This window comes from Vibrio marisflavi CECT 7928, assembly GCF_921294215.1.
Lineage (GTDB): Bacteria > Pseudomonadota > Gammaproteobacteria > Enterobacterales > Vibrionaceae > Vibrio > Vibrio marisflavi.
Window position 1 is genome coordinate 600298 of the sequence record NZ_CAKLDM010000002.1, and the last position, 14493, is coordinate 614790.

General features: G+C 42.0%; 16 protein-coding genes. 12 read left to right on the forward strand and 4 right to left on the reverse strand.

Features of this window, described 5'->3' with window-relative positions:
- The first annotated feature begins 79 nt into the window (after positions 1 to 79).
- The 11 genes from udk to L7A31_RS09565 all read left to right on the forward strand — a co-directional run bounded on the left by udk (position 80) and on the right by L7A31_RS09565 (position 10482).
- A complete protein-coding gene (gene udk, locus L7A31_RS09515; RefSeq protein ID WP_237361279.1) occupies positions 80 to 721 on the forward strand; it encodes a uridine kinase in 642 nt (213 codons plus the stop codon).
- A gap of 100 nt (positions 722 to 821) precedes the next feature.
- Positions 822 to 3005 (forward strand): AsmA family protein, encoded by a 2184-nt coding sequence (locus L7A31_RS09520; RefSeq protein WP_237361280.1) that lies wholly within the window; start codon positions 822 to 824, stop codon positions 3003 to 3005.
- Between the two features lie 578 nt (positions 3006 to 3583).
- Positions 3584 to 3988 (forward strand): ATP synthase subunit I, encoded by a 405-nt coding sequence (locus L7A31_RS09525; protein WP_237361281.1) that lies wholly within the window; start codon positions 3584 to 3586, stop codon positions 3986 to 3988.
- A 1-nt stretch (position 3989) separates the two neighbouring features.
- Complete coding sequence (gene atpB / locus L7A31_RS09530; RefSeq protein ID WP_237361282.1) at positions 3990 to 4757, forward strand: F0F1 ATP synthase subunit A; 768 nt, start codon at positions 3990 to 3992, stop codon at positions 4755 to 4757.
- Positions 4758 to 4820: 63 nt separating this feature from the next.
- The gene (gene atpE / locus L7A31_RS09535; RefSeq protein ID WP_004727739.1) at positions 4821 to 5057 is read left to right on the forward strand and encodes a F0F1 ATP synthase subunit C; all 237 of its coding nucleotides are present in this window, start codon (positions 4821 to 4823) and stop codon (positions 5055 to 5057) included.
- A 52-nt stretch (positions 5058 to 5109) separates the two neighbouring features.
- The gene (locus L7A31_RS09540) at positions 5110 to 5580 is read left to right on the forward strand and encodes a F0F1 ATP synthase subunit B (RefSeq protein WP_237361283.1); all 471 of its coding nucleotides are present in this window, start codon (positions 5110 to 5112) and stop codon (positions 5578 to 5580) included.
- A gap of 17 nt (positions 5581 to 5597) precedes the next feature.
- On the forward strand, positions 5598 to 6146 hold the full coding sequence (locus L7A31_RS09545) for a F0F1 ATP synthase subunit delta (RefSeq protein ID WP_237361284.1): 549 nt from the start codon (positions 5598 to 5600) through the stop codon (positions 6144 to 6146).
- Between the two features lie 12 nt (positions 6147 to 6158).
- Complete coding sequence (atpA, locus tag L7A31_RS09550; RefSeq protein ID WP_237361285.1) at positions 6159 to 7700, forward strand: F0F1 ATP synthase subunit alpha; 1542 nt, start codon at positions 6159 to 6161, stop codon at positions 7698 to 7700.
- Positions 7701 to 7737: 37 nt separating this feature from the next.
- Entirely contained in the window at positions 7738 to 8601 is an 864-nt protein-coding gene (atpG, locus tag L7A31_RS09555; protein WP_237361286.1) for a F0F1 ATP synthase subunit gamma, read from the forward strand.
- A gap of 18 nt (positions 8602 to 8619) precedes the next feature.
- A complete protein-coding gene (gene atpD, locus L7A31_RS09560; protein ID WP_237361287.1) occupies positions 8620 to 10026 on the forward strand; it encodes a F0F1 ATP synthase subunit beta in 1407 nt (468 codons plus the stop codon).
- A 15-nt stretch (positions 10027 to 10041) separates the two neighbouring features.
- Positions 10042 to 10482, forward strand: coding sequence for a F0F1 ATP synthase subunit epsilon (locus tag L7A31_RS09565; RefSeq protein ID WP_237361288.1), 441 nt, complete (start codon positions 10042 to 10044; stop codon positions 10480 to 10482).
- Positions 10483 to 10559: 77 nt separating this feature from the next.
- Here the strand turns inward: L7A31_RS09565 and cobO are convergent, their stop codons facing one another.
- A complete protein-coding gene (gene cobO / locus L7A31_RS09570; protein ID WP_237361289.1) occupies positions 10560 to 11165 on the reverse strand; it encodes a cob(I)yrinic acid a,c-diamide adenosyltransferase in 606 nt (201 codons plus the stop codon).
- A 91-nt stretch (positions 11166 to 11256) separates the two neighbouring features.
- On the opposite strand from cobO, the gene L7A31_RS09575 reads away from it, so the two are divergent.
- Positions 11257 to 11709, forward strand: coding sequence for a low molecular weight protein-tyrosine-phosphatase (locus L7A31_RS09575; RefSeq protein WP_237361290.1), 453 nt, complete (start codon positions 11257 to 11259; stop codon positions 11707 to 11709).
- A gap of 178 nt (positions 11710 to 11887) precedes the next feature.
- On the opposite strand, the gene L7A31_RS09580 is transcribed toward L7A31_RS09575, so the two are convergent.
- The 3 genes from L7A31_RS09580 to L7A31_RS09590 all read right to left on the reverse strand — a co-directional run bounded on the left by L7A31_RS09580 (position 11888) and on the right by L7A31_RS09590 (position 14057).
- Positions 11888 to 12454, reverse strand: coding sequence for a hypothetical protein (locus tag L7A31_RS09580; RefSeq protein WP_237361291.1), 567 nt, complete (start codon positions 12452 to 12454; stop codon positions 11888 to 11890).
- Between the two features lie 217 nt (positions 12455 to 12671).
- A complete protein-coding gene (locus L7A31_RS09585) occupies positions 12672 to 13352 on the reverse strand; it encodes an SDR family oxidoreductase (RefSeq protein WP_237361292.1) in 681 nt (226 codons plus the stop codon).
- Between the two features lie 201 nt (positions 13353 to 13553).
- Entirely contained in the window at positions 13554 to 14057 is a 504-nt protein-coding gene (locus L7A31_RS09590) for a VC2046/SO_2500 family protein (RefSeq protein ID WP_237361293.1), read from the reverse strand.
- Positions 14058 to 14493: the final 436 nt, after the last annotated feature.

Here is a 14493-nt window from a genome sequence, read left to right on the forward strand (position 1 = left end):
TGTTGTTAGATCTGTCAATTATGAGTGGTCCAACGATGCCTTTAAATCTTTATCATACTATCATCAGGTGCGATAGATAATGTCTATTAATAATCAATGCGTAATCGTCGGTATCGCTGGCGCTTCTGCTTCCGGTAAGAGTTTAATCGCCAACACTATTTACAATGAACTTCGCGCGAAAGTCGGCGACCACCAAATTGGTGTGATCAAAGAAGATTGTTACTACAACGATCAAAGTCACCTGAGCATGGAAGAACGAGTTAAAACTAACTATGATCATCCAAAAGCAATGGATCATGAGTTACTTTGTTCTCACCTTGAGCAGTTGCTACAAGGAAACTCAGTCGAGTTGCCAGAGTATAGCTATGCAGAGCACACTCGAATGGCAGAAACGACTACGATGACACCAAAGAAAGTGATCATTTTAGAAGGTATTCTACTGCTTACGGACCCGAGGCTGCGTAATTTGATGCACGCGACTGTATTTATGGATACACCTCTTGATATCTGCTTAACTCGTCGTTTGAAGCGTGATGTAGAAGAACGCGATCGTACGATGGAGTCAGTTCTGAAACAGTACCAAGACACAGTTCGTCCAATGTTCATGCAGTTTATCGAACCTTCAAAGCAATATGCCGATATCATCGTTCCACGTGGTGGTAAAAACAGAATCGCTATCGATGTTCTAAAAGCGCATATCACAAAGTTGCTTCGATCTTAACGCAGTACTAACTGAGCAATCTTTATTTTTTTCTTGATAAGTGGCACCTTAGGTGCCACTTTCTTTTTTTGGTATCAAGAAACTTGCAAGGAAAATGCGAATGAAGAAATTGCTGCTGATCGTTGCTATTCTCATAGTTGTCGTTGCTGGAGCTATCACCGCTTTAGTCACTTTAGTCAATCCCAATCAATTCAAACCTCTCATAGTTGAACAAGTCAAAAAACAAACAGGCTTAGACTTAGTTATTCAAGGTGATATACGTTGGCAGTTTTTTCCATCGATAGGCTTTGAGCTAGGCAAGACCGAACTGAAAAATCCGCAAGGGTTCTCAAACCCAGATATGTTTAAAGTTAATCAGGTGGGCATCAATGTTTCCGTTCTTCCTTTATTGGATAAAGAACTGAAAATAGGCAATGTGACCCTAAAAGGGGCACAGATTGATGTAGAAACATTAAAGGATGGCTCAAAAAACATTGATGCTTTGCTAAGCGGCAATAAGGCCGATACTAATAGCGAGACGTCTAAACCAGCTCAGACTGATGCTTTCACTCAAGTACAAAGTAGTAAAGTTGATAGCTCAACTCAGAAAAATACAGCCGCTGAGAGTTCAGATAAATGGTCGATTGACCTTGAAGGTGTAACCATTGAAAACGCTACGCTGCAAATGACCGATAAGCAAACTGGAAACTTTACCAAGCTTTCTGATATGTCACTCAACCTTTCGGGATTTGCGGCAAATCAGTGGACAAAAGCAACCTTCTCTGCAAACGGACAAAATAATCAACAAACCTTTACTTCTAAGGGGAGTTTAGAGTTTAAGTTATCAAAAGATTTTTCTCAGTATGAACTCAGAGATGTATCGATTACTAGCAGTTTTAAGGCTCCTGATATAGAAGTGGATAAAGTTCACTTGGGGCTAAACACTTTCCAACTTGATAAAGAAAACAAGCTAAATTATGCCGTAGATGGTAAAGCTTCCGGAGTGTCATTCGCTATTAAGGGAGATGGAATTTTAAGTGTTGACCATACTCTTACTACAGTGGCGTTGAGCAACTTCACTTTGAAAGGGGATTTAGAGGGGAAATCGCTACCTGAATCGCCAATGAAGTTGGATATTTCTACCGCGCTGAGCTTCGATCTTGAGAAGAAACATTTAACTCTTCAGCTAGAAAAATTGCAAGCCAATGCATTGGAGCTAGATGGGTCATCAGATGTAACACTGTCTACTATACCTAAGATTCGTTTTGATCTTCATAGCCCAGACATCAATCTAGATGAATTTCTCAAAGTACAAGAGAAGCCTCAACCTGAGGCATCTCCGGTAAGTGATAAGCAAACTGGTTCCAATCCAAACAGCTCTGTAGATCAAAGTACAAAAAAGTCTACAGCGGAAGTTGAGCCTGATCTTTCAGCACTAAAATTGCTAGACGTTGCGGGAAAGATAGCAATCGATAAATTTCAAATGCAAAACGCCAAAATGCAAAATGTTAAGGCGAGCATTTCAGTGAAAGATGGCATTGCAAAGCTGACTTCCTTTACCTCGAACTTATACGATGGAAAAATTTCGGCAAACGCCATTTTGGACGCTCGTAAGTCGCCAGCAAGTTACAAAATCACTAGTAAGGTTGCGGGTGTTAAAGTCCAGCCACTCCTCAAAGATGTAATGGACAACGACAAACTAGAAGGTGTCGGGAACATTGAGTTAAACCTACATGGTAAGGGATTAACACCAACGGGGATTAAAAAGAATGTCGCGGGTACGATTGCTATTAAGTTCACTGATGGTGCAGTGAATGGAATTAACGTCGCGCAACTTATCCGTACTAACTACGCCAAGTTCAAAGGACAGCCAGTTGAAAATACAAACGAGCCGCAAAAAACGGATTTCAGCTCAATGCAGGCGACTATCAAGTTAGCGAATGGCGTTGCAAAAACGGATGACTTAAGTGCTAAGTCGCCGCTTCTTCGTGTACATGGTCAGGGTTCAGCTAACTATATCAATGAAACGGTCGATATGGTGATTCGAACTTCTATCGTAGGCTCTTTGAAAGGTCAAGGTGGGCAAAGCATCAATGAACTTAAAGATGTGACCATACCGGTTAAGATTACTGGTAGCTGGTCAGATCCGAAGTACAAAGTTGTTTTAGACAATGCTTTAAAACAAAAAGCTAAAAATGAGTTAGAAAAAGGTATCGATAAGTTAAATAAAAAGCTTGGCGATAAAATTAATAATGAAAAGACAAAGCAAGCCGTAGATAAATTATTAAACAATTTATTTAAGTAAATATGTAGGCTCGGCAATTATATTGTCGAGCCTATATATTATGAAACAACACGCCCACCTATCATCACAGATCAATGTAATATTTATGATGTCCAAATGTTACGTAAATTATTTGATCTGAATCCCATCCTATTAGCCAAAAATTAACCAGTTTTTTTGATCTGCCACAAATGTTTGTCAACTATTTTTCTAATTCTGCTCGAAACTGGGTGTTGGATGAAATTTGCCCAAATCGGAAATCGCTCATGACAAATACATTTTGGCAACGAAATTTATATTTTGTAACAAATTAATTTGATCATGATCATGTTTGTTTATTTTATGAGCTGCAATTTAATATGAATGCAGATTCATAACTCAGCAAATTTTTTGAGAATAAAGGGGTAAAATTGAAATGAAAGTATTCATTTTTTGAGACTTTAATCACCTTATCAATAGGGGTATCTTGGTATCGAGCCGATAAAGAATGAGTGCTGGTATCTATATTTTAATGTGTAACTGAATGTTAACAAATTTGGTTGCCTAAGTATTTGCGCCACGAATATGTATGCTCATAGCTATGACTGAAGGGTATAGACATGATAGACAGTACAACTAGTGACGACATACTTATAGCAATTAAAAGAATGATGCGGAGTCAGTTATTTTTCGGATTGCTGGTCATTATCTATCAGGTTTTTTCTGGAGATATTGCTCGCATTGAGTCAGCTTCAATTGGTGTTGTCGTGGCAATTATTCCAGGACTGTTTGGAATGTATTTAGCCAGTGTTAAAGCTAAGAAGAACCCTGATGCCGAAATAAAGGACCTCATACAATTTAGCAGGAAGGTTAAACTCGTTTATACCGTTATTTTGTTCGCCATTGTTTTTCGTTTAATGGACGTGGAAAATATTGTTGTAATCGTAAGCTACTGTATTACATTCATCGGGTACTTCGTCTCTCCATTTTTAAATAAAAAAGAAGATGATTTAAGGATAGGGTAAGGTGGAAAAAGTACTAACCGCTCATGATTATATTGAGCACCATGAAACATTCTTCACAATAGGTAAGGGCTTTTGGTCGGTTAACCTCGACTCAATGATCATGGTTTGGATCCTTGGATTGCTATTTATCGCTGTATTTCGTTACGCGATATCTAAAAGCACTAAAGGGGTACCAAGTCGTTTTCAATGCTTTATCGAAATCGTGTTCGAATTTGTCAACAATCTATCAAAAGAGATATTCCAAGCTGAAGACAAGCTTATTGGTCCTTTAGCTTTGACAATATTTGTTTGGGTATTCCTAATGAATTTCATCGACTTACTACCAGTCGATTTTATTCCTTATGTTGCTAGATCGCTTGGCGCTGAACACTTTAGAGATTTACCATCAGCGGACGTGAACGTCACAATGTCTATGGCATTGGGAGTGTTTGTAGTGATGATTATCTACACTCTCAAGGCAAAAGGTCTTGTTGGCTTTGTTAAGGAATTGACTACTCAACCTTTTGATTCACCGTTTCTTTATCCAGTGAACTTTGTATTAGAGCTAGTAACGCTAGTGTCTAAGCCAATCTCTCTGGGTTTACGACTATTTGGCAACATGTACGCGGGCGAAATGATCTTCATTTTGATTGCATTAATGCCTTGGTGGATTCAATGGGCACTAAGTGTACCTTGGGCACTGTTCCATTTATTAATTGTTTCTTTGCAAGCATTTATATTTATGGTTCTGACCATCGTTTATATGGCCTTAGCAGTAGAAAAACACTAACTGGCCAACTTAATTAACTAATTTATTTAACCTTTATTAACTATTTATATATTGGAGTTTTCAATGGATATTGTAAGTGCAGTTCTATACGTTGCTGGTGCTCTACTAATTGGTTTGGGTGCAGCAGGCGCCGCTGCCGGTATCGGTAATCTAGCTGGTAAATACTTAGAAGGTGTTGCTCGCCAACCAGACCTTACTCCTATGCTACGTACTCAATTCTTCATCATGATGGGTCTTGTTGATGCGGTTCCTATGATTGGTGTTGGTATCGGTCTATATATCATCTTTGCGGTAGCGTAATTTCCTCCCTCGATTCAACTAAAGAGAACCATCAGCGAAAAGAGAGGACGGGATGAACTTAAATGCAACCATGTTAGGCCAGGCAATATCGTTTGTGATATTTGTCTTGCTATGTATGAAGTATGTCTGGCCGCCGCTTAGCCAAATGCTAGAAGAGCGCCAGAAAGACGTTGCCGAAGGCCTTCGTAACACTGAAATGGCAGCTAAAGAATTAGCGCTGGCTAAAGAAAACGGTAGTCAACTTATTGAAGATGCAAAAAAAGATGTCAGTAAGATGATTGCTCAAGGCCAGAAACGCCGTGAACAAATTATCGAAGAAGCCATTCAAGAGGCAGAAAAAGAAAAAGCCCGCATTATTGCTCAGGGTGAAGCCGAAGTAGAAAGCGAGAAGAATCGCGTTCGCCAAGAACTAAAAGACGAAATGGCTGATCTTGTTATCAATAGTGCGCAGAAACTGATCAATAAAAACTTGGATACGGATTCGAACCGTGCTCTTGTTGATCAATTGATCAAAGATATTTAGCGCACAAGGGGAGCAAAATGTCCGATTTAAAAACCATTGCTTACCCATATGCTAAGGCAGCTTTTGAGTTTGCAAAAGAAAAGCAAACTCTTGACGAGTGGCTTTCGATGCTGACAGTTGTTGTCGATGTAATCGAGCAACCGCAAGTTGCTGCCCAAGTAAAAAACCTTGAACAAGGTGGGAAAACAGAATCTGATGAATTCCTTCATTTTCTATTTTCCGTGTGCCAAGGCTTTCTCGATGATCATGTGCAAAACCTAGTAAAGGTGATGGCAGAGAACCAACGCTTAATCGCTGTGCGCGATGTACTGAGCGTTTTTGAAGAGCTAAAGAACGAAAACGACAAAATGTTAGATGCGACCGTTGTTTCCTCTGAGCCGTTGAGCGAAGAGCAACTTGAGGCGCTAACGAAATCTCTAGAGAAAAAGCTAGATAGAAAAGTTTCGTTAGTGAATGAAGTTGACAGCGAATTGGTCGGCGGCATTGTGGTCAAGGCTGGCGAACTCGTCATCGACGGTTCTTTGAAGTCTTCTATCCATCGTCTTGCAACTAGCTTGCACATGTAATAGGTATTTGAAATGCAATTAAATTCAACAGAAATTAGCGATTTAATCAAAGAACGAATCGCAACCTTCGATGTGAGCAGTCAAGCCCGCAATGAAGGCACTATCGTGTCAATCAGCGACGGTATCATCACTATCAACGGCCTAGCCGACGTCATGCAAGGCGAGATGATTGAATTGCCAGGTGGCCGTTACGCACTAGCACTTAACCTTGAGCGTCACTCAGTAGGTGCGGTTGTAATGGGCCCATACGCTGATTTAAGCGAAGGCATGAAAGTAACAGGTACTGGCCGTATCCTAGAAGTTCCAGTAGGTCCTTCTCTATTAGGTCGTGTAGTAAACACGCTAGGTCAGCCAATTGATGGCAAAGGCGAAATCAAAACAGATTTATTTAACGCGGTAGAAATCATTGCTCCAGGCGTTATCGATCGTAAATCTGTAGACCAGCCAATCCAAACTGGTTATAAAGCCGTTGACTCAATGGTGCCAATCGGCCGTGGTCAGCGTGAGCTTATCATCGGTGACCGTCAGACTGGTAAAACAGCAATGGCGATCGATGCGATCATTAACCAGAAAGATTCTGGCGTTAAATGTGTATACGTTGCAATTGGTCAAAAAGCATCAACTATCGCAAACGTTGTACGCAAGCTAGAAGAGCACGGTGCACTGGAAAACACCATTGTTGTTGTAGCATCTGCTTCTGAATCAGCAGCTCTACAATACCTAGCACCTTATGCAGGTTGTACAATGGGTGAATACTTCCGTGACCGCGGTGAAGATGCACTTATCGTATACGATGATTTGTCAAAGCAAGCTGTTGCTTACCGTCAAATCTCACTTCTTCTAAAACGTCCACCGGGCCGTGAAGCATTCCCTGGTGACGTATTCTACCTCCACTCACGTCTACTTGAGCGTGCAGCTCGTGTAAACGAAGAGTACGTAGAGCGTTTCACTAACGGTGAAGTAAAAGGTAAGACTGGTTCTTTAACAGCGCTACCTATCATCGAAACGCAAGCGGGTGACGTATCGGCGTTCGTACCGACTAACGTAATCTCGATTACAGATGGTCAGATCTTCTTACAGACTCAGCTATTCAACGCAGGTCTACGCCCAGCTGTTGACCCAGGTATCTCGGTATCTCGTGTTGGTGGTGCTGCGCAAACTAAGATCATCAAGAAACTATCTGGTGGTATCCGTACCGCACTAGCTCAATATCGTGAATTGGCAGCGTTTGCTCAGTTCTCATCTGACCTAGATGAAGCAACTAAGAAACAGCTTGACCACGGTGAGCGTGTTACTGAATTGATGAAGCAAAAGCAATACGCACCAATGTCTGTAGCAGAGCAAGCGACTATCGTCTTCGCAGCTGAAAAAGGCTATCTAACTGGTGTTGAGTTGTCTCGAGTTGGTTCATTTGAAGAAGGTCTTCTAGCGCACGCGAAATCAAACGCGCCTGAGCTACTTAAGACTATCAATGAGACTGGAAATTACAACGATGATATCCAAGCTCAGCTAACCAAGCTTCTAGATGATTTTGTTGCTTTGCAGTCATGGTAATCGCACCAATCTCAATTAATTAAGAGGGGAGCTAACCATGGCCAATACAAAAGAAATTCGCACTAAAATCTCGAGTGTAAAAAGCACTCAGAAGATCACTAGTGCAATGGAAATGGTGGCAGCCAGTAAAATGCGTAAGGTACAGGACAATATGGAAAAAGCCCGTCCTTACGCTGAAAGCATGCGCAGAGTGATTAGCCATGTTGCATCAGGCACACTCGAGTATAGCCACCCATATTTAGAAGAGCGTGAAGCCAAACGTGTGGCTTACATTATCATCTCTTCTGATAGAGGTTTGTGCGGCGGATTGAATACAAACCTGTTTAAGCAAGTGCTGAATGAAATTGCCGACTGGCGTGACAAAGGTGTAGATGTTGAAACTACACTTGTTGGTTCGAAAGCGATCGGCTTTTTCCATAGTGCAACCAAAGTGGTCGCGCAAGCATCTGGATTGGGTGATGAACCAAAGGTTGAAGACCTACTTGGTACAGTAAACGCAATGTTGGAATCGTATAACGAAGGTCAGATTGATCGTCTTTATATCGTTTACAATGAGTTTGTGAATACCATGGTACAAAAACCTACGGTTAAGCAACTGCTGCCTTATCCAAAAGATGAACAAGACTCAAAGTCAGGAAATGCTCGTTGGGACTATATCTATGAACAAGATCCTCGAGTAATTCTAGATGACTTAGTTCATCGCTATATTGAGTCTCAAGTGTATCAAGGTACAGTTGAGAACATCGCTTGTGAACAAGCATCTAGAATGGTTGCAATGAAAGCTGCGACAGATAACGCTGGTAAGTTGATCGAAGATCTACAACTTGTCTACAACAAAGCAAGACAAGCAGCAATCACTCAAGAATTGAGTGAAATCGTGTCGGGTGCGCAAGCGGTTTAAAGATTTCCGAGGTAAATAATGAGTATCGGTAAGATAGTAAAAGTCATCGGCGCTGTCGTTGACGTAGAATTTGAACACAACAGTGGCCCGCGCGTATACGACGCACTACGCCTTGTTGGTGAAGAGAGCACTTCACTTGTTCTTGAAGTTCAACAACAACTTGGCGGTGGCGTTGTTCGTGCCATCGTTATGGGTAGCTCTGACGGTTTACGTCGTGGCATGAAAGTAGAGAACACTGGTGCGCCAATCTCTGTGCCTGTAGGTACTAAGACTCTTGGTCGTATCATGAACGTTCTTGGTGAAGCGATTGACGAATGTGGTGAAATCGGTGCAGAAGAGCACTACGCAATTCACCGCGAAGCGCCAAGCTACGAAGAGCAATCGAACGAAACTTCGCTACTTGAAACTGGCGTTAAAGTTATCGACTTGGTTTGTCCATTCGCGAAGGGTGGTAAAATCGGTCTGTTCGGTGGTGCAGGTGTAGGTAAGACCGTTAACATGATGGAGCTTATCAACAACATCGCACTTCAGCACTCTGGTCTATCAGTATTTGCTGGTGTTGGTGAGCGTACTCGTGAAGGTAACGATTTCTACTACGAGATGCAGGAAGCGGGCGTTGTAAACGTCGAGAAGCCTGAAGAATCAAAAGTAGCAATGGTTTACGGTCAGATGAACGAGCCACCAGGAAACCGTCTACGTGTTGCACTGACTGGCCTAACTATGGCTGAGAAGTTCCGTGATGAAGGTCGTGATGTACTATTGTTCATCGATAACATCTACCGTTACACACTTGCGGGTACTGAGGTATCAGCACTTCTAGGTCGTATGCCATCTGCGGTAGGTTACCAGCCAACTCTTGCAGAAGAGATGGGTGTACTTCAGGAGCGTATCACGTCGACTCGTCAAGGTTCTATCACGTCTGTACAGGCGGTATACGTACCAGCGGATGACTTGACTGACCCGTCTCCAGCAACAACGTTTGCTCACTTGGATGCAACAGTTGTACTTAACCGTAACATCGCAGCAATGGGCCTATACCCAGCGATTGACCCGTTAGATTCAACATCTCGTCAGCTTGATCCACTAGTCGTTGGTCAAGAGCACTACGACATTGCTCGTGGCGTACAGCAGACACTGCAACGTTATAAAGAGCTAAAAGATATCATTGCTATCCTAGGTATGGACGAGCTATCTGAAGATGATAAGCAAGTTGTATCTCGTGCACGTAAGATTGAGCGTTTCCTAACTCAGCCTTACCACGTAGCAGAAGTCTTTACTGGTGACCCAGGCGTATACGTACCTCTAAAAGAAACACTACGTGGCTTTAAAGGTCTGCTAGCGGGTGATTACGATGATATCCCTGAGCAATCTTTCATGTACTGTGGTTCAATTGACGAAGTACTAGAAAACGCGAAAAAAGCTTAACAGCGGGGAGGTAACATGGCTATAGGTGTAAGTGAGAACACATTTGACCTTCAAATAGTCAGTGCAGAAGGGGTGATTTTCTCTGGTCCCGCCCACGCTTTGGCAATTTCTGGTGCGGACGGTGAATTGGGTATTCGTCCTGGTCACTCGCCATTGATCAGTAAGATCAAACCAGGTGTTGCTAGCTTTGTCGCTGACTTAAAGCAACCAGAAGAAGTACTTTACGTCTCTGGTGGCTTAGTTGAAGTTCAGCCTGAAGTTGTCACTGTAATGGCTGATACGGTATTGCATGGTGAAGAGATTGATAAAGCAAGGGCAGAGTCTGCACGTCAGATGGCTCTTGAAAACATCAACCGTCACGATGGTGATATCAACTTCGCTCAAGCACAACTAGAGCTTGCAAAAGCGCTTGCGCAGTTGCGAGTTGTTGAGCTGACAAGCCAGCGCAGAAGATAAGCCTGCTTCAATACTAAAAACCTCTACTTTAAGTAGAGGTTTTTTTCTGCCTGCTATAGCAACAATGAACGACTGTTTTACCAGTCAACACCTTTCAAAGCTTTCACGCCTGATTCAAACGCGTGCTTAACATTCTTCACTTCTGAAACCGTATCTGCCATGTCTATAAGTTGCCTGTGCGCTGCTCGCCCAGTAATGAGTACAGACTGCATTTCAGGCCGCTTTGATAAAGCATCAACCACTTCATCAAGCTCTATATAGCCGTATGTCACCATATAGGTGAGCTCGTCGAGTAATATGACATCGATAGAGTCGTCTTGGAGCCAGTTTTGACACTTCTTCCAAACTGCTTGAGCAGCTTCGGTGTCCGTTTGCTTGTTTTGCGTTTCCCAAGTGAAGCCCGTAGCCATTACACTAAACTCAACACCTAGCTTTTCTAGTAAGTTTTTTTCTCCGTTTTCCCAAGTGCCTTTGATAAATTGTGCCACGGCACACTTTTTCTCATGACCGACAGCACGAGCAATAGTGCCAAACCCTGATGTTGATTTACCTTTCCCATTTCCAGTAATGACGAGCAGCAAGCCTTTTTCTTCTTGAGCGGCTTCGATCTTTTCATCGACTTGCTGTTTTACTTTTTGTTGGCGAGCTTTGTAGCGAGAATCTTTACTTTCTTGTGTAGACATTTTTTGCCCTATTCGAATTTGTTATTTGCTCACATGCTAAGTTATTCTTTGAATGACAACAAATATATTGGCTTAAAGGAGTGGTACATCAATGAAAAAAATATTGGTCGTTTGTATGGGAAACATTTGCCGCTCGCCGACGGGAGAAGCGGTATTGAAAGCAAAGGCTGCTGAGCTGAATATTGATGTCGAAGTGGAGTCTGCTGGAACGATTGGCTACCACCAAGGTAACCCTCCAGATCAAAGGGCGAGAGTTGCTGCAGAAAGTCGAGGCTACTCGTTTGCAGGGATGACTGCTCGTCAGGTCACAGCAGATGATTTTGAGTATTTTGATTTGATTCTTGCCGCTGATGAAAATAATTTGTCTGATCTTATGCGAGAGTGTCCTAGCCAGCACCAAGATAAATTGGCGCTTTTCTTGAGCTTTGGTGACAGTGATTATCAAGAGATACCCGATCCTTACTACGGCGGAGGTGACGGATTTGAATTAGTGCTCGATCTTATCGAAAACGCCTCAGAGAATGTCCTCAAGTCTTTGAGTTAAAGTAAAACAGGAACTCCCACTTTTTAGTCGGGAATTCCTGTTTTATCTTATATTGTAAGAGGCTAAGTGCTGGCTGGTCTCATAAGAGCGAGTATGGACTATAGCCTACTTTTCTTAACTGTTGCCGATTTCTTGTACTTAGCGACAGCAGAACACTTATTTGTATTGTGCTAAAAAGTTACAGTTCTTCTACGTTAACTCCGACAGTAACAGCTCCTATCACTTTTCCTGAAGCTGGGTCGGTAATCGCATAGCTCACTTGTGACTGGAACATCTGAGTTGACTCATCTTCCTCAACTTCACTAATGTGATATGCGTTAGGGCCTACGCTATAGGTTTTTTGCCACTTCGCTTCATCGCCTTGCCAGTAGTCAGACGTTACAGCACTTTGAGCGACATTTAATCCTTTGTCATCCATAACAAATATTTCGGTAATTTTGCCGCCGCTTGCTTCTTGCATGCCAACAAGCTTTTTCGAAGTAGGGTTAGAAAGTTTTTCTTGAATGAGAGGCTGGTTACTGGCAGCAACTTGAGCTCGCCACTCCTTATCCAGCGCTATGATTTGGTCTTCAGTGAGGTTTTGGTTAGCGATATTTTGCGCTTTTACGGCAGCGATTACGTCTGGATCCGATGCAATTGTTTTAACTTGCCCGTTTGCATAGCCTTTTAGCGCTTCTTCATACTCATTAGCGATAGCATTGCAAGATAAACCTAGCGCAGCAATTAATACCAGTAAGTGTTTCATGTCGGGTTCCCTCTGTCATGATTCATACCAATTGGTTACTAAAAGAGCGTAGGTGACATTTTTATATATGTGAAATAAATGAATAGAATTTTGAACTAGTGTGTAAGTGATATCGGCCCATACAAACACCATGTGAAAAACATCGGTAGGCGATTAATGTCATACAGGGTAACACCCTGCTGACTATGCGGAGTTTTCTTACTTAGTAGAATAGAGACTACATTTCTGCCGACATCACTCTTCCACTAAAGTATTCATTCGAAACAATATACTCTGTATTACGTATTAGCTCATCTTGCACTTGAGCCCAGTGAAATTGTCTTCCACTCGATGTCGGGTGTAGTGCAGGTACAACACCACCAACACGAATGTTGAATGGTGTTAACTCTTTTGCCCAGCTCTGAGTAAAACCTGCAATCATCGAGGTAACATTTTCAAATCCAGAAAGGTCTTGGCAGTCTTCCAATGATGCAACGTTTACAATCACACCTTTCTTATTGTCGGTGCGCATTCTTTCAGCGGTTGCTTGACCAAAATTGAATAACGTAGAAGCCATAACGGAGACAGCTGTGCTAAATAAATCGTCTGATGAGTCATCAATGAGTTTTGGTAGTTGGTTTCCAGACCAATTGTTGACTAACACGTCTGGCGAGCTGCCATAGGTAGTACTTACAAAGTCGAACAGTTGGTTGATTGAGTCTTTCGAGTAATCTGAAATATGGAACTGATGAACGTCCCTAGAGATCTTGAGACAAAGCTCGTAGGTGTTAGTTAGCCTAGTTTGTTGTTGATCACACAGAATGACCTTAGCACCCAATTCACAAAAATGGGCGGCTAATGTTTCTCCTAGCGTAGAGCCAGCAGAAGTAATGACGACAATTGCGCTTTGTATATTCATCCTGTTGTGCCTCCAACTCTAGTGATAAATTTATAACTAGAGGCAAAAAATGTTCACAAAGAATGGTTGATTAGTTGTGATTTAGTTGTGAATAAGTTCAAAATTATGGTTAGTGAGGAGAGAATTGGTGACATTTGTGGGCTGATTCACACATCCGATATTGATAGCTGTTGTTGTGAAACTGGGTGGTTATTTTCTCAGTTAAGTACGAATTGACAATTGATCTTTGCGACAGGAAACAAGCAGTTGTTCATAGAGGTCAAAGGGTAGTAGATCCTCTTTATTCCCCTCTTTAAGCCTTCTTCGTTCATGACCGGACAGATTGTGGTACACCTCTTCAGAAAGGTTACCAGTATCTTCTAGCTGATATACCAATGGTTCGGAGTGAAGGTAGTGGTTCAATTTTGTGCTGGGTAGACCACCTTGGTGAAAAGCTTCTGCCTGCGTAGCTGAGAAGGCATATGAGTTTTCATCCGAGGTTAACTTTTGTGGTGCAGAGAGTGAGAACTTTTTGCGTAAGGTTAAGTCTGTTTGCTCTTGTTCGCTGACTTGCTCAACGGGAGTATTGTCTCTTACATCATCAGAAAACATAGATAGAAGCAGCGAAAAATCAGCACGGCGGCCAGATTGAATAGCTTGGTTGATATTAGTACCAACAGTCAGTTCACTAACAATTTCTGCTTTGTCTAAGGTATGAATTTGCATTTTATTCTCCACATTACAACTCGTTAGCGGTCATGTGGGAGAAAACTTTAGTCATTATTAGTTCTTATCCAAGCAGCCGCTTTATAACGGCGATGAACTTTTCAGTTTCTTTTAGGGTAAAAAAACGTAAATTGTCTCGATTTTGCAGATTAGAACTGCATACTGTTATGCGGTAAGTAACCTAAGTGGTTTAGAGTATGAAAAAACTAATCATAGGGCTTTTGGCAGCAGTAACACTTTTACTCAGTGGCTGTGTAATGGTCCCGGGGCCCGTTGTAGTGAGGCCTTTACCAAGGGTTGTTGTACTTTAAAGCAGTGGTTTATTAGATTTTTGCCAGCTTAATAAAAATATCGCTGGAACTCTATGATTTGTTAATCATGAACTCAGAATATTTATACCGAATTGCTGACAGAATCTTTACTAATCGAACACTGT

Coding starts and splice junctions, on each gene's coding strand:
- udk (WP_237361279.1), top strand. CDS start 80: ATGTCTATTAATAATCAATGCGTAATCGTCGGTATCGCTGGCGCTTCT.
- L7A31_RS09520 (WP_237361280.1), top strand. CDS start 822: ATGAAGAAATTGCTGCTGATCGTTGCTATTCTCATAGTTGTCGTTGCT.
- L7A31_RS09525 (WP_237361281.1), top strand. CDS start 3,584: ATGATAGACAGTACAACTAGTGACGACATACTTATAGCAATTAAAAGA.
- atpE (WP_004727739.1), top strand. CDS start 4,821: ATGGATATTGTAAGTGCAGTTCTATACGTTGCTGGTGCTCTACTAATT.
- L7A31_RS09540 (WP_237361283.1), top strand. CDS start 5,110: ATGAACTTAAATGCAACCATGTTAGGCCAGGCAATATCGTTTGTGATA.
- L7A31_RS09545 (WP_237361284.1), top strand. CDS start 5,598: ATGTCCGATTTAAAAACCATTGCTTACCCATATGCTAAGGCAGCTTTT.
- atpA (WP_237361285.1), top strand. CDS start 6,159: ATGCAATTAAATTCAACAGAAATTAGCGATTTAATCAAAGAACGAATC.
- atpG (WP_237361286.1), top strand. CDS start 7,738: ATGGCCAATACAAAAGAAATTCGCACTAAAATCTCGAGTGTAAAAAGC.
- atpD (WP_237361287.1), top strand. CDS start 8,620: ATGAGTATCGGTAAGATAGTAAAAGTCATCGGCGCTGTCGTTGACGTA.
- L7A31_RS09565 (WP_237361288.1), top strand. CDS start 10,042: ATGGCTATAGGTGTAAGTGAGAACACATTTGACCTTCAAATAGTCAGT.
- cobO (WP_237361289.1), bottom strand. CDS start 11,165: ATGTCTACACAAGAAAGTAAAGATTCTCGCTACAAAGCTCGCCAACAA.
- L7A31_RS09575 (WP_237361290.1), top strand. CDS start 11,257: ATGAAAAAAATATTGGTCGTTTGTATGGGAAACATTTGCCGCTCGCCG.
- L7A31_RS09580 (WP_237361291.1), bottom strand. CDS start 12,454: ATGAAACACTTACTGGTATTAATTGCTGCGCTAGGTTTATCTTGCAAT.
- L7A31_RS09585 (WP_237361292.1), bottom strand. CDS start 13,352: ATGAATATACAAAGCGCAATTGTCGTCATTACTTCTGCTGGCTCTACG.
- L7A31_RS09590 (WP_237361293.1), bottom strand. CDS start 14,057: ATGCAAATTCATACCTTAGACAAAGCAGAAATTGTTAGTGAACTGACT.